This window comes from Tropicibacter alexandrii (genome assembly GCF_003667315.2).
In the GTDB taxonomy this organism is placed as follows: domain Bacteria; phylum Pseudomonadota; class Alphaproteobacteria; order Rhodobacterales; family Rhodobacteraceae; genus Tropicibacter; species Tropicibacter alexandrii.
The window spans coordinates 264,064-277,852 of record NZ_RCTZ02000004.1; the positions used below are offsets into that span (position 1 = coordinate 264,064).

Here is a 13,789-nt window from a genome sequence, read left to right on the forward strand (position 1 = left end):
GACTCCGATCCAGGAGGAGACACATGCCGCTGCATTGGCTTGTCATCTTGGTCGTGACCGGTATCGCCGGGATCGCCCTGATCACGCATCGGCTGGGCTGGTCCGCGCCGCGCCGCTTCACGACCGAGGCCGAGGCCCGCGCCGCATGGGCGCGCGAGTTCCCGGACCTGCCCGCAGGTACGGTCGCCCTGACACGGCAAGGCGCGGCGGCGCTGGTGATGACGGCGCAGGGGCCGGGGCTGGTTTGGCCGATGGGGGCGGACAGCGCGGCGCGGCTGCTGACCGGGGCCAAGGCGCGACCGACGACAAAGGGGCTGGATCTGCACTTGCCTGACCCGTCCGCGCCGCATCTGCGGCTGGTGCTCGACCCGGACGAGGTCAAATCCTGGGCGCGCGTCATAGACGGAGGAGACACATGGCTGAGCTGAGCTACCCTGACGTGACGCAACTGGCGGTGCCCGTGTTCATCGCGGCGATCCTCATCGAGGTCTGGTGGATTTCATCGAAGAAGCGCGGCGGCCGGTACGAGACACGGGATGCGGTCACGTCGCTGATCATGGGCGCGGGCAGCGTCGTGGCAGGTATTCTGCTGGGCTTTGTCGCGTGGGGGTTCTTCAGCGCGCTGTGGGCCGTGACGCCGTTGGACCTCGGGACATCGGTCTGGGTGATCGCGCTGTGTTTCGTGCTGGACGACCTGCGTTACTACTGGGTGCACCGGTTCGGGCACCGGGTGCGCTGGGTCTGGGCGAGCCATGTGAACCACCATTCCAGCCAGCATTACAACCTGACCACGGCGCTGCGACAGACATGGACGGGCACGTTCACCTTCATGATGGTGCTGCGCGCGCCGCTGATCCTGCTGGGGTTCCACCCGGCCATGGTGCTGTTCGTGGGCGGGCTGAACCTGATCTACCAGTTCTGGATTCACACCGAGGCGATCACCAAGATGCCGCGTTGGTTCGAGGCGGTGATGAACACGCCGTCGCATCACCGCGTTCATCACGGGCGCAATGCGCGCTATCTGGATGCGAATTATGCCGGTGTGTTTATCGTCTGGGACAAGATGTTCGGGACATTCGTGCCGGAGCAGGACGAAAAGGTGGATTACGGCCTTGTTCGCAATATCGGCACGTTCAACCCGCTTCGCGTGGCCTTCCACGAATGGCAGGGCATCTGGCGTGACGTGACCCAACAGGGTCTGACATGGCGCGAGCGGCTGATGTATTGCGTCGCTCCGCCGGGCTGGAGCCATGACGGATCGCGCGACACCTCCGAGACGATCAAGGCCAAGCATCTGGCCCGCAATCCGCAGGACAAGGGCACGCCCGGGTTTTCCTGAGGTAGGATGGGTGATCACCCATCCTACTTGCGGTCGCCCGGTTTTCCCGACTTTCCGCGCCCGGAAATTTCAGTCATCCTATGTTCAAATCGATTTCCCAAGCCGGTTTTTGCAACCATAAGTCTTGTAACGCATTCGTGAGCTGACCATATGTTCTGTATACAAACGCATACAACCTGAAAACCGATGATGACATTTCTTGCGGAAGGCTTCTTTCCGTTCACCCTTGCGCTTGCGCTCTTGTTTGGCCTGCTCCTGCTGGAACTGGTCTTTGCCCTTTTGGGCGGGACGTTGCTGGGCGCGGGCGGCGAGGTCGACGCCCCCGAACTGGATGTCGACGCGCCCGATCTTGGCGATCTCGACATCGATCTGGACCTTGACGGTCTGGACATTGACGCCGCCGATCTGGAACTGCCCGATCTAGATGCTGCCGAAGGCATCGACGCGCCGGAAGCCCCCAGCGGCATTGCCGCGTGGCTGGGCTTTGGCAAGATGCCCGCGCTGATCTGGCTGGCCTGCGTGCTGATGGTCTTTGGCCTTGTCGGCTTGGCCGTGCAGGTCGCGGCCTTGCGCCTGTTGGGGTGGGTTCTGCCGGCCTCTCTGGTCGCCATCCCGGCCATCGTCGGTGCGCTGTGGTTCGCCAAGCAATTCGGGGCGCTCTTTGCGCGCCTCTTGCCCAAGACCGAAACGCAGGCGCTGTCGGAACGCCATCTGGGCCGCCGCTCTGGCGTCGTCAGCCAAGGCACCGCCTCCCGTGGCCGCCCCGCCGAGGTCCGCGTGACGGATCGCTACGGCAACATCCATTACCTGCGCGCCGAGCCGCTTCGCGACGAGGCCGTTATCCCGCAGGGCACCGAAGTGCTTGTCCTGCGTCACAGATTTGAAGGCGGCTACCTGCTGGTGCCGCTGCCCACCGCCGATTGATTGGAGACACGATGGAAATCACACTTCTCATCACAGCCGTGGTGGCGTTTCTCGCCTTCCTGCTGTTCATCGGGCTGGTTCTCGCCCGCCTGTATCGCCGCGCCACGCGCGAGGTCAGCCTTGTCCGCACCGGTGCGGGCGGCAAGAAGGTGATCATGGACGGCGGCACCTTGGTCGTGCCGCTGCTGCACGAGGTCAGCCCCGTCAACATGAAGACCCTCCGGCTGGAAGTGAAACGCGATGGCGAGGCCGCGCTGATCACCCAAGACCGGATGCGCGTCGATGTGGGCGTGGAATTCTACGTCTCGGTCAGCCCCACCGAAGAGGGCATTGCCCGCGCCGCGCAGACCCTTGGCGCGCGCACCTTCGACATCGACCAGTTGCGCGAGATGATCGAGGGCAAGCTGATCGACGGTCTGCGCGCCGTGGCCGCGCAGATGACCATGGACAATCTGCACGAAAACCGCGCCGACTTTGTGCAGGAGGTGCAGAACACCGTCTCCGAAGACCTGACCAAGAACGGCCTGTCGCTGGAATCCGTCTCGCTCACCGCGCTGGACCAGACCCCGTTCGAGGCGCTGGATGAAAACAACGCCTTCAACGCGGTCGGTATGCGCCGTCTGGCCGAGGTGATCGCGAACTCCAAGAAAGAGCGCGCGCAGATCGACGCCGAGGCCGAGGTTGCCGTGCGCCGCGCCGGGATGGAGGCAGAGCGTCAGCGCCTTGCCATCGAACGCGACGAAAAGCAGGCCAGCATCGAACAGATCCAGCAGGTTCAGACGATGCAGGCCGCGCAAGAGGCCGAAATCGCCGCCCGCCGCGAAGATTCGCTGCGCGAGACCGAACGCGCCCGCATCGCGCGCGAAGAGGCGATCCGCAACGCCGAGATCCTGCGCGAAAAGAACATCCGCGAGGCCGAGATCACCAAGGAACGCGAGTTGGAGGTCGCCGATCAGGAACGCCAGATCATCATCGCGCAGAAGTCCGAGGAAGAGAGCCGCGCCCGCGCCTCCGCCGATCTTGCCCGCGCCGAAGCGACGAAAGCGATGGAAGCGGTGACCACCGCCAAGCAGGTCGCCGAGGCCGAGCGTCTCAAGCAGATCGCCCTGATCGAAGCGGCGCGTGAGGCCGAGCGTGAGGCTACCAAGGTCCGCCTTGCCGCGCAGGCTGAAAAGGACGCGGCGCAGGACCGCGCCGAGGCCCGCCGCGAAGAGGCGCAGGCCGATGCCGACGCGATCACCATCCGCGCCGAGGCCAAGAAGAAGGACATGCTGGCCGAGGCCGAGGGTACGCGCGCCATCACCGATGCCGAAAACGCCCTGTCTGCCGAGCTGATCGCGATGAAGATCCAGTTGGCGCGGATCGAGGCCTTCCCGCGTATCCTCGCAGAGGCGGTGAAACCGGCTGAAAAGATCGACACGATCCGCATCCACCAGATCACCGGTATGAACGGCGCGAATGGTGGCTCGGGCGGTGGCGACAAGCCCCCGGTCAATCAGGCGCTTGACTCGATCATGGGCATGGCCGTGCAGATGCCCGCGCTGAAAAAGCTGGGCGAGGATCTGGGTCTGTCGATGGACGGCACGCTGGCGGGGCTGATCGACGACACCCCCAAACCCGCGAACGAAGCGAAACCTGCTGCCGGGCAGGACGGCGAAATCGCGGAGTGACATGGCGGAGGGCGGGGGTTCTCCCCGCCCTCCCTCGCCTTACCTCGGACGGCAGTAGGGGCCGTTGCCGTGGCGGGCCACGTCGAGATGAATGTGATCGCGGTGAAACCCGTCCGAGCCCGGCCCAAGCACCGTACCAAACGTCCCGCAAGCCTCGGCATGCATCTTCTTCAACGCCTTGCCACGCTTGCCCCCGCCCCAATCCGTTAGAACGGTCAGTTCTGTCCCGTCCTGCAGGATGAAAGCCGAGATATCGATGGCATTGCCCTTCCCATGCTCGGAAATCCGCGCGCCGGCCTGATGATTGCGCGTGCGGCAGGCATAGCTGGCCGCTACCTTCAGCCCCGCCAGCTTGCCCAGTTTCTTCGTCGCGGGCTTCGCCGACCGGTCGACCCATGTCTTCAGCTGACGCGCCGTGGTGCAGTTGATGACCGCCGGTTGGCTGAGCGCGACGCCAGAAACCATGCGCAGGCTCACCGCATTCTCGATGCCGCAAGCGCCCTCGCCGGGCACGTCGCCGATCACTTCGCCCACCAGCGCGGGATCGCCGCACAGCCCGCCGCCCGCGTAGCTTTGCTCACCGGACCCGGCAAAGGCGTTTTTCAGGAACCCTCGGACGCCGTCCAGATCGGATTGCGCCTTGGGCGCCTCGCGGCCACCGCCGCAGGCCGCCAGAGCCATGCAAAAAAGGATCGCTTTTCTCACCGGTCTACCTTCACCCGCCCGAAATCCGGTTTATCCGTATCCTGACCGGCCTCCAGAATGCTACGGCGGATGGCGCGGGTGCGGGTGAAATAGGCATGAAGCTGCTCACCGTCGCCCGTTCGGATGGCCCGCTGCAAGGCGAACAGCTCTTCGGTGAAGCGGCCCAGCATTTCGATCGTGGCGTCCTTGTTGGTCAGGAAAACATCGCGCCACATGGTCGGATCGCTGGCGGCGATGCGGGTGAAGTCGCGGAACCCGGCGGCCGAGAACTTGATGACTTCTTGATCGGACACACGGCGCAGGTCGTCGGCCACGCCCACCATCGTATAGGCGATGAGGTGGGGGATGTGGCTGACCACGGCGCAGACCAGATCGTGATGCTCCGGGTCCATGCGTTCCGTGTCGGCGCCAAGCGCCTTCCAGTAGGTTTCGACCTGTGCCACGGCGTCGCTGTCATCCACCGGCACGATCAGGCACCAGCGGCCATCGAACAGCGTGGCAAAGCCCGACTCCGGCCCGGAATGCTCGGTTCCGGCCATCGGATGGGTGCCGACGAAATGCACGCCCTCGGGGACATACGGGGTGACCTCGTCGATGATGGTCTGCTTGACCGAGCCGACGTCGATCACCGTCGCACCGGGTTTCAGATGCGGGGCGATGGCCTGCATCACCGCGCCCATCGCGCCCACGGGCGTGGCCAGCACGATCAGGTCGGCATCCGCGACGGCCTCTTCGGCGCTGTCACAGACCTCGTCGCACAGGCCGATCCGGCGGGCAGTGTCGCGCGTCGCCTCGGACCTTGCATAGCCCGCCACGGTGCCCGCCACGCCGCCGCGTTTCATCGCCCAGAACATGGACGAGGCGATCAGCCCCAGACCGATCAGTGCGACCTTGCCATAGACCTGCGTCATCGCTCACCTGCCTTGAACTGGCCGATGCAATAGGCCACGCGCCGCACGCTGGGTTCATCGCCCACGGTGATCCGCAGGCAATTCGGCAGGTTGTAGCCCGCCACGCGCCGCACGATCAGCCCCTGCTTTTGCAGATACAGATCACAGGCCTCTGCCTCGGACTGCGAGGCAAAGCGCGCCAGCACGAAATTCGCGCATGACGTATCGGTTGGCACGCCATGTTCCATCAACTGTTCCGACAGGATGGCGCGCAGGCGGGTGTTTTCGTCCCGGCACTTGTCGGCATAGGCGATGTCGCGGATGGCGGCCTCGGCGGCGGCAAGGGCGGTGTTCGACAGGTTGAAGGGCCCGCGCAACCGGTTGAGCACGTCGATGATGGCTTTAGGCGCATAGCCCCAGCCGATCCGCAGCCCGCCCAGACCATAGAGTTTGGAAAACGTCCGGGTCATCACCACGTTGTCGCGCATCTCGACCAGCTTGGCACCGCCATCATAGCCCTCGACATATTCCGCATAGGCCCCGTCGAGCACCAGCAGACACTGATCCGGGATGCCTTCGGCCAGACGCTCGATCTCGGCCATGCCGATCATCGTGCCGGTGGGGTTGTTCGGATTGGCGATGAACACCAGCCGGGTCTTGTCGGTGCAGGCCTCAAGGATCGCGTCCACATCGGTGACGCGCTCGCGTTCCGCGACCTCGACCGGGGTGCCGCCCGCCGCCAGCGTGCTGATCTTGTACATGGCAAAGCCGTGCTCGGTGTGGATCACCTCGGTGCCCGGCCCGACATAGGCCTGACAGAGAAAGGTGATGATCTCGTCCGAGCCCACGCCACAAATGATCCGATCCGCGTCCAGCCCGTGGATCTCGGCAATGGCCGCGCGCAGGTCGGCATGGTCGGTGGACGGGTAGCGGTGCAGCTCATGGACCGAGCGCCGCACGGCCTCCTGCGCCGCCGGGCTGGGGCCAAACGGGTTCTCGTTCGAGCTGAGTTTCACCACATTGGTGACGCCCTCGACCTTGGATTTGCCGCCTTCATACAGCGCAATGTCCATGATACCGGGCTGGGCTTCGATCTTTGTCATGTCGCTCTCCTGCACGGGGTGTGATTACCCGCATGGGACGCACAAGAAAAGCGGGAAACCTGACTTCCCTTCGTGGTCCAGACCCTTAGCATGGCAGCAATTGTTTTTCGGGACCGGGTTCATGTTCAAGCATATTGTCGGGGCGATCGTGTCGCTGATGGTCTTTGTCGTGTCTGCCGGGCTGCTGGTGTCCGGGGATTACCGCCCGCGCGTGGTGCTGAGCCTGCTGGCCAGCGACCTGTACCAAGGGCGTGAGGCCGAGTTGATGGAACTGGCCGAGGCAAACCGGATCGACCTGACGGTGACATGGGTCAATGCGCGGCGGATGCGCACGGCGATCCGGATGGGGATCTACACCGATGCGATCTGGCCCGCCTCGTCGCTGTGGATCGAGGGGGCCGACCTGTTGCATGTGACCCCCGTTATGAGCGACCCCGTCGGGCTGGCCGTGGCGCAGCCGATTGCCGAGGGGCTTGGCTGGACCGGGCGCACCGATCTGACGGTAGACGAGGTCTTCGAGGCCGCGCGTTCGGGTGCCTTTACCCTGACCCTGCCGTCCCCGAGCCAGACCGATATCGGTGCGCTGGCCTATCTGGGGGCGATGCAGGCGGCATGGGGCAGCGAGCCCCTGACGACCGAGGCACTGGCGTCGCCGGGCTTGCGGGACGCGCTCCGGGGCATGCTGGCGCAGGTCGACCGCGCGCCGGCCGAGGCGAATTGGCTGCGCCTTCCAGCTGCGGCGGGCCGCATGCAGGCGGTGTTCGCCACGGGTGCGCAAGTCTCGGCCTACAATAGCGTGTCGGATGTGCCGCTGATCCTGATCCGACCCGCAGACATGCAGATCGTGGCCGATGCGCCCATGGCCTTCGTGCCGGGCCATGACGCCGCGCAGGAAGCGGCGTTCCTGACCCTGCGCGATGCGCTTGCCGGGCCAGCGGACCCGGTCGCCCTGCCGCCACTGGATGTCGCGCTGGAGGCGTTGGACCTGTACCAGACCACGCTGCGCAGGCCGTCTTTGACGGCCTGGCTGGTCGATGCCTCGGGCGAGGGGGCGGACTGGGCCAAGGGGGCGCTTCAGGGGCAGTTCAACCCCGAGCAACTGGCCGTTGCCGGGACACAGGCGACGGCGCGTGACGTGTCCATCGTGATTCCCTTTGCCGAGAATATCGGCGCGCCCATCGTGGTCTCGGGCAACGACCCGACCGATATGGCCCATGCGCGCCGCCAGATCGCCAGCCTCGCGGCCCAGCCGGGTGCGCGCGACCTTTGGTACGCGCTCTACGAGGGTTTCGAGGCGATGACCCCCTATCAGCAGGGGCACACCTTGGGCGACCACCTGCCCGCGATCATCGTGATGAGCCGGGGAGGCTCGATCCCCGACACGCGCGAGGCGCTGTTTGCGCATCTGGCGCAGGTGCCGTTTTCCCGGCAGGTGCCGGTTCAGGGACTCTGGGCCGAAGGCACGCCGCCGCCCGCGCTGGTCGAGATCACGACCGTCACGGGTGGCCAATTGATCGACGGCACGGTCGCCACCACGCGGATCGACGCGTTGAACGCCGCCCGGGCGGGGAATTAGACGACCACGTCCATCGCTTCTTGTTGACCGACATCGAAGACGCGCTTGTAACGCGCGATCTCGTCCTCGGGGCCCATCGCCTTGTTCGGATTGTCGGACAGTTTCACCGTCGGCTTGCCATTGGCGCTGATCGCCTTGCAGACAAGGCTGAACGGCGCCAGCGCGTCATCCGGCGCGAGACCCCGGAAATCATTGGTCAACAGCGTGCCCCAGCCAAAGGACACCCGCACGCGCCCGGCGAACTGTTCGTACAGTTCGAGGATCTTGTTCTCATCCAGCCCGTCGGAAAAGATGATCAGCTTGTCGCGCGGGTCCTCGCCCCGGTCGCGCCACCACTTGATGGCGATCTCGGCGCCGGTGGCGGGGTCGCCGCTGTCGATGCGGATGCCCGTCCACCCGGCCAGCCAGTCGGGCGCGTTCCTCAGGAAACCCTCCGTCCCGTAGGTGTCGGGCAGGATGATGCGCAGGTTGCCATCGTGTTCCTCGTGCCAGTCGGCGAGCACGTCATACGGCGCGCGGGCAAGCGCGGCGTCATCCTGCGCCAGCGCGGCGTAGACCATGGGCAATTCATGGGCGTTGGTCCCGATGGCCTCCAGATCGCGGTTCTTGGCGATCAGGCAGTTCGAGGTGCCGACGAAGCTGGAGCCCAACCGTTCCAGCATGGCCTGCACACACCAGTCCTGCCACAGGAAACTGTGGCGCCGACGGGTGCCGAAATCGGCGATGCGCAGGCCGGGATTGGCGCGCAGCCCCTCGATCTTTTCCCACAGCTTGGTCATGGCGCGGGCATACAGAACCTGAAGCTCGAACTTGCCCATATCATTCAGCACGGCGCGACCGCGCAGCTCCATCAGCACCGCAAGGGCGGGGATTTCCCACATCATGACCTCGGGCCACTTGCCCTCGAAGGTCAGCTCGTACTGGTCGCCGACGCGCTCCAGATGGTAGGCGGGCAGGCGCAGGTTTTCGAACCATTCCATGAAATCGGGGCGGAACATCTGGCGCTTGCCGTAAAAGGTGTTGCCGCGCAGCCATGTGCTTTCGCCGCGGCTGAGCGACAGCGACCGGATGTGATCCAGCTGTTCGCGCAGCTCGCCCTCGTCGATCAGCTTGGCCAGCGGCACGTGGGACGACCGGTTGATGAGGCTGAAGGTCACGTTGGTGTCCGCCTTGTTGCGGAAGACCGACTGGCACATCAGCAGCTTGTAGAAATCCGTGTCGATCAACGATCGGACGATCGGATCGATTCTCCACTTGTGGTTCCAGACCCGGGTGGCGATGTCCAAGATGGTGTCCCCTTCGCAGCGTCAGGTCGTGATACGCCATCGGAAGACGGGTTTGAAAGCGGTTTTTCCACAGGGCCAGCCTGTATCAGCGCCGCCAGAAGCTGTTTTCGCCGCACGGGTTTCGCAAGGAAGTCATCCATCCCCGCATCGATGCAGGCCTCGCGGTCCGAGGCAAAGGCATTGGCGGTCAAGGCGATGATCCGCGGTTGCGGCATGTCCAGCAACCGGATGGCGCGCGTGGCCTCGAGCCCGTCGAGCTTTGGCATGGACATGTCCATCAGGATCACGTCCGGGGCGATGTCTGCGGTCATCTCCACGGCCTCGCGGCCATTTTCGGCCTCGTGCAGGTCCACCTCCTGATCGCGTAGAAAGCGGCGGATCAGCAGGCGGTTGGTTGCGTTGTCCTCCGCCAGCAGGATCGACATGCCGGGCGGAAGGGTCAGCGTATCGGCGTCCTGCCCCGCGACCAGTTGATCCGTCTGCCGGGCCCGGCCCAAGCGCAGGGTCAGCCGAAAGCACGATCCCTGCCGGTCGCCGGGCGGCAACAGGACGATATCGCCACCCATGCGCCGCGCCAGCGCGCGCGAGATCGGCAGGCCCAGCCCGGTGCCGCCGAACCGCCGCGTGGTTGCGGCATCCGCCTGTTGGAATTCCTCGAAGATCTGCTCGGCGCGCTCTGGCGGCACGCCGATCCCGGTATCCTCGACATCCACCGTCAGGCGCCAGCCCGAACCGTCGCGTTCGGTTGCCGCACGCAGCGTGACGCTGCCGGTTTCGGTGAACTTCACCGCATTGCCGAGCAGGTTCACGAGGATCTGCCGGACTCGCCCGGCATCGCCCAGTGCCAGCGGGGTGAGCCGGTCAGTTCCGATCCTGATCAGGTCGAGCCCCTTTTCATCCGCCATCGGCCGCAGCAACTGGGCGCAATCGTCGATGCATTGGCCCGGCGAAAATGGCAGCGCCTCGAAGGCGACCTTGTCGGCGTCGAGCCGCGACAGTTCCAGCACGTCGTTGATGATGGTCAGCAACGCGTTCGAGGCGCTGCGGATCGTGTCGACATATTCGCGCTTTTCGCCCGACAAGGTCGAATCGGCGAGGATATCGGCCATGCCGATGATCGCGTTCAACGGGGTCCGTATCTCGTGGCTCATGGTGGCGAGAAAGATCGACTTGGCGCGGGCGCCATCTTCGGCGCGCTGGATCGCTTCGGCCAGTTCGCGTTCGCGGCGGATTTCCTGCGTCACGTCGCGCTCGACGGAAATCAGCGTCTCGACCGCGCCATTCGGGCCAATGACGGGGACACGGTTGATATCCAGCCAGATCGCCTCCCCATCCTTGCGATAGTTCAGCATCCGCGCCCGCCAGCTGCGCTTTTCACGCACAGCGGCCACGAAGCCATCGGACACCTCGCGATCGCTGCGCGGCCCGCCCAGCAGGTGCCACGGCTTCTGACCGACGGCCTCGTCCCTCGAATAGCCGGTCAGCTTGGTAAAGGTGTCGTTGACCCAGAGGATGCGCAGGTTCGGGTCAAAGATGATGACGCTGTCATTGGCATGTTTGGCCACGAGACTGAGTTCGCGCATTTCCTTCTGGCTGCTGGCGAGTTCCTGATTGGCGGCATCCAGATCGGCCGCCGCCGACAGCAGCGCCAGTTCCTTGCGCGTGCGTCGCCGCCAGGTGGTGACGGTGAACGTCACGAAGGTGACTGTGATGAACCCCATGGTCAGGGCGATCAGCATGTTCGTGGCCTGCATGCCGCCGATCTGACCGGCACTGCGGATATCGACGATGAAATAGCCGATCACCGTCAGCGCATAGATGCACAGCCGCGCATAGGCGGCGGTGCCGTGATGCGTCAGCGTGAACCCGGCATTGATCGACGCCGCCATCAGCAGGCAGAACGACAACTGGACGGCGGCATCGGACTGGTCCTGAAACAGCATCATCTGCATCGCGACCGAGATCGTGACCGCCTGAAAAATGGCCGAGGCCGTGGACCATCGCAGGACCCGTTTGATCGGTGTGCCCCGCGCCAAGGCCCGCTGGCCATGGTGCAGTACGAGGATATCCACCAGTTCCCCCAGCACGGCCAGCCCGCCCCCAAGCATCGCCACCAGCGGTGAAATCACCAGTCCGACAAAGATCGTGGCAAGCAACACGGGCACCTGCCGGACCGGGAATTCCCGAATGCGCACATGGGCATAGCGCCCGAACAACGCCGTCCGGCCAAAGCGTTCCTCGAACGCGGTGTGGGTGGTGTCGTCGTCCAGCGGCTGGGCGGGTGGCATGCTGACCCTCTTTCAGGTGGAAAGAGGTGTAGCGCCCGAGGGTTTAGAAATGCCGAATCCCGTCAGACCAATTTCACACCGGCCGCGCGCATGCCGTCCTGCGCGGCTTTCAGTGACCCGTCGAGGTCGATGGCGCGGCAAAGCTCTTGGCGCACGGTCACGTCGAAGCCCAGTTTCGCCGCATCCACAGCGCTGAAATTGACGCAGAAATCGGTGGCCAGCCCGACCAGCATCAGGGTGTCGATGCCGCGCGTGCGCAGATAGCCTTCGAGGCCGGTGGGGGTTTCGTGGTCATTCTCGAAGAACGCGCTGTAGCTGTCGATCGCCGCGCGAAAGCCCTTGCGCAGGATCAGGTCGGCGCGGTCGACCTCCAGCGCCATGTGGAACTGCGCGCCGGGGCTGGCTTGGACACAGTGATCGGGCCACAGCACCTGCGGGCCGTAAGGCATCTGGGTCAGGCTGAACGGCTCGGCCCCGTCATGCTGCGAGGCGAACGAACTGTGCCCTGCCGGATGCCAATCCTGCGTCAGGATCACGGCGTCGAATTCGGCCATCAGGGCGTTGATCGGCTGGACGATCTCGTCGCCACCCGCCACGGCCAGCGCGCCGCCGGGGCAGAAATCGTTCTGAACGTCGATGACAAGCAATGCGTGCATTTTGGCCTCCATTTGCCGGAAGCCTAGGGTGCAAGCGGGGGAATTGCCAGAGCGGGACTTTGCCGCTATGTCCGCCGCTTTGGCGATGGGGGCGATGATGGCGCGGCTAGGTCTGGATTTCGGAACGTCGAACACGGCGGCAGGCGTCAGCGTCAATGGCACGCCCTACGTGATCCCGCTGGAGCCGGGCGAGCAGACCTTGCCCACGGCGGTCTTCGTCGACTTTGCGGCACAACGCTATGTCTACGGCTCGGTAGCGGCGCGGGCGATGCGCGAAGGGGCCGAGGGGCGCTTCATGCGGGCGTTGAAGTCGATCCTTGGCACGCCGCTTGCGCGCGAGCCGCGCCGCGTGCTGAACGAACGCATCACCCTGATCGAGGTCATCGCGCGCTTTCTGGCGGAGATCAAAGCACGGGCCGAGGCGCATACGCATATGACCTTCGACACGGCGCTGTCGGGCCGCCCGGTCCGGTTCCATTCCGCGTCCGATGAACGCGATGCGCAGGCCTTGGCCGACCTGACCGAAGCCTACAGGCTCGCGGGTTTCAAGGCGGTGGATTTTCTGCCCGAACCCGAGGCAGCGGCCTTGGCGGCGGATGCGCAGGGGCGGTTCCTGATCGTCGATATCGGCGGCGGCACGTCCGACTTTACCCTGTGCGACCGGGACGCGCAGGGGGTCAAGGTGCTGACCAGCACCGGCCTGCGTCTGGGCGGCACGGATTTCGACAAGGCTTTAAGTTTGGCCAAAGCCATGCCCCTGCTGGGTTACGGGGCCGAGATCGGGGCCGAGCTAGGCTCTCGCACCCATACCGCGCCGCGGTCCCTGTTTCAGGACCTCGCAAGCTGGGAAAAGATTCCCTTTGTCTATGATGCAGCGCTGTTGCGCGATGTGCAGCGCTGGGTCCGGCTGGCGCCCGATCCCGCGCCGTTCGAACGGCTGGCCGAGGTGTTGGAAAGCCATCTGGGCCATGACGTGGCCTATGCGGTCGAGGCCGCAAAGATCGCCGCGAATGACGCCGACAGCGCCCGGATCGACTTGCGCGTGATCGAAAAGGGGCTGTCGGCGGACCTGACCCATGCCGTGATGACAGAGGTCCTGTCCGGCTTTGCCGACCAGATCGCCGCGCAGGCGCTGGCGACGCTGGAGCAGGCCGGATGCGCGCCCGAGACGGTCGATCAGGTGGTCTATGTGGGCGGGTCCTCGGCGCTGACGGCGGTGCGTCAGGCGATGCAGGCCGCACTGCCCGAGGCGCGCGCGGTCGAATCGGAACGGTTTACCGCTGTCGTGCATGGCTTGGCGCTTGCGGCAGAATAACGTCTTGTCCGACGCCCCGCGCGGGCGTATCGGAACG

12 protein-coding genes are annotated in these 13,789 nt (G+C 65.0%); 6 read left to right on the forward strand and 6 right to left on the reverse strand.

What is annotated here, in order from left to right; genetic code table 11:
- Positions 1–23: 23 nt before the first annotated feature.
- The 4 genes from D8Z78_RS07485 to D8Z78_RS07500 all read left to right on the forward strand — a co-directional run bounded on the left by D8Z78_RS07485 (position 24) and on the right by D8Z78_RS07500 (position 3,933).
- The gene (locus D8Z78_RS07485) at positions 24–428 is read left to right on the forward strand and encodes a hypothetical protein (protein ID WP_121629513.1); all 405 of its coding nucleotides are present in this window, start codon (positions 24–26) and stop codon (positions 426–428) included.
- A complete protein-coding gene (locus D8Z78_RS07490; protein ID WP_121629514.1) occupies positions 416–1,339 on the forward strand; it encodes a sterol desaturase family protein in 924 nt (307 codons plus the stop codon). The genes D8Z78_RS07485 and D8Z78_RS07490 overlap by 13 nt, the downstream gene beginning before the upstream one ends.
- A gap of 189 nt (positions 1,340–1,528) precedes the next feature.
- Positions 1,529–2,263, forward strand: coding sequence for an OB-fold-containig protein (locus D8Z78_RS07495; RefSeq protein WP_240672038.1), 735 nt, complete (start codon positions 1,529–1,531; stop codon positions 2,261–2,263).
- A gap of 11 nt (positions 2,264–2,274) precedes the next feature.
- Positions 2,275–3,933, forward strand: coding sequence for a flotillin family protein (locus D8Z78_RS07500; protein ID WP_121629516.1), 1,659 nt, complete (start codon positions 2,275–2,277; stop codon positions 3,931–3,933).
- 39 nt (positions 3,934–3,972) lie between these two features.
- Here D8Z78_RS07500 and D8Z78_RS07505 read toward each other — a convergent pair whose 3' ends face one another.
- Genes D8Z78_RS07505 through hisC form a run of 3 tightly spaced genes read right to left on the reverse strand, consistent with a single transcriptional unit; the run spans position 3,973 to position 6,631 of the window.
- A complete protein-coding gene (locus tag D8Z78_RS07505; RefSeq protein WP_121629517.1) occupies positions 3,973–4,614 on the reverse strand; it encodes an extensin-like domain-containing protein in 642 nt (213 codons plus the stop codon).
- 20 nt (positions 4,615–4,634) lie between these two features.
- Entirely contained in the window at positions 4,635–5,549 is a 915-nt protein-coding gene (locus D8Z78_RS07510) for a prephenate/arogenate dehydrogenase family protein (RefSeq protein ID WP_121629518.1), read from the reverse strand.
- A complete protein-coding gene (hisC, locus tag D8Z78_RS07515; RefSeq protein ID WP_121629519.1) occupies positions 5,546–6,631 on the reverse strand; it encodes a histidinol-phosphate transaminase in 1,086 nt (361 codons plus the stop codon). The genes D8Z78_RS07510 and hisC overlap by 4 nt, the downstream gene beginning before the upstream one ends.
- Positions 6,632–6,752: 121 nt before the next feature.
- Between hisC and D8Z78_RS07520 the strand changes: the two genes are divergently transcribed.
- Positions 6,753–8,207, forward strand: a complete 1,455-nt coding sequence (locus tag D8Z78_RS07520) for a substrate-binding domain-containing protein (RefSeq protein ID WP_128910745.1) — start codon at positions 6,753–6,755, stop codon at positions 8,205–8,207.
- Here D8Z78_RS07520 and pncB read toward each other — a convergent pair.
- The 3 genes from pncB to pncA all read right to left on the reverse strand — a co-directional run bounded on the left by pncB (position 8,204) and on the right by pncA (position 12,437).
- Complete coding sequence (gene pncB / locus D8Z78_RS07525) at positions 8,204–9,493, reverse strand: nicotinate phosphoribosyltransferase (protein WP_206169650.1); 1,290 nt, start codon at positions 9,491–9,493, stop codon at positions 8,204–8,206. The genes D8Z78_RS07520 and pncB overlap by 4 nt on opposite strands.
- Positions 9,430–11,781 carry a PAS domain-containing hybrid sensor histidine kinase/response regulator gene (locus tag D8Z78_RS07530; RefSeq protein WP_121629522.1) on the reverse strand — a complete coding sequence of 784 codons (2,352 nt, stop codon included), beginning with the start codon at positions 11,779–11,781 and terminating at the stop codon, positions 9,430–9,432. Before D8Z78_RS07530 ends, pncB begins: the two co-directional genes overlap by 64 nt.
- Positions 11,782–11,843: 62 nt before the next feature.
- Entirely contained in the window at positions 11,844–12,437 is a 594-nt protein-coding gene (gene pncA, locus D8Z78_RS07535; protein ID WP_121629523.1) for a bifunctional nicotinamidase/pyrazinamidase, read from the reverse strand.
- 67 nt (positions 12,438–12,504) lie between these two features.
- Between pncA and D8Z78_RS07540 the strand changes: the two genes are divergently transcribed.
- Positions 12,505–13,752 (forward strand): Hsp70 family protein, encoded by a 1,248-nt coding sequence (locus D8Z78_RS07540; protein ID WP_240672039.1) that lies wholly within the window; start codon positions 12,505–12,507, stop codon positions 13,750–13,752.
- The last annotated feature ends 37 nt before the right edge of the window (positions 13,753–13,789 follow it).

Excerpts from the sequence above, each read along its gene's own strand:
- D8Z78_RS07485 (WP_121629513.1), top strand. The coding sequence starts at position 24 with ATGCCGCTGCATTGGCTTGTCATCTTGGTCGTGACCGGTATCGCCGGG.
- D8Z78_RS07490 (WP_121629514.1), top strand. The coding sequence starts at position 416 with ATGGCTGAGCTGAGCTACCCTGACGTGACGCAACTGGCGGTGCCCGTG.
- D8Z78_RS07495 (WP_240672038.1), top strand. The coding sequence starts at position 1,529 with ATGACATTTCTTGCGGAAGGCTTCTTTCCGTTCACCCTTGCGCTTGCG.
- D8Z78_RS07500 (WP_121629516.1), top strand. The coding sequence starts at position 2,275 with ATGGAAATCACACTTCTCATCACAGCCGTGGTGGCGTTTCTCGCCTTC.
- D8Z78_RS07505 (WP_121629517.1), bottom strand. The coding sequence starts at position 4,614 with ATGGCTCTGGCGGCCTGCGGCGGTGGCCGCGAGGCGCCCAAGGCGCAA.
- D8Z78_RS07510 (WP_121629518.1), bottom strand. The coding sequence starts at position 5,549 with ATGACGCAGGTCTATGGCAAGGTCGCACTGATCGGTCTGGGGCTGATC.
- hisC (WP_121629519.1), bottom strand. The coding sequence starts at position 6,631 with ATGACAAAGATCGAAGCCCAGCCCGGTATCATGGACATTGCGCTGTAT.
- D8Z78_RS07520 (WP_128910745.1), top strand. The coding sequence starts at position 6,753 with ATGTTCAAGCATATTGTCGGGGCGATCGTGTCGCTGATGGTCTTTGTC.
- D8Z78_RS07530 (WP_121629522.1), bottom strand. The coding sequence starts at position 11,781 with ATGCCACCCGCCCAGCCGCTGGACGACGACACCACCCACACCGCGTTC.
- pncA (WP_121629523.1), bottom strand. The coding sequence starts at position 12,437 with ATGCACGCATTGCTTGTCATCGACGTTCAGAACGATTTCTGCCCCGGC.
- D8Z78_RS07540 (WP_240672039.1), top strand. The coding sequence starts at position 12,505 with ATGTCCGCCGCTTTGGCGATGGGGGCGATGATGGCGCGGCTAGGTCTG.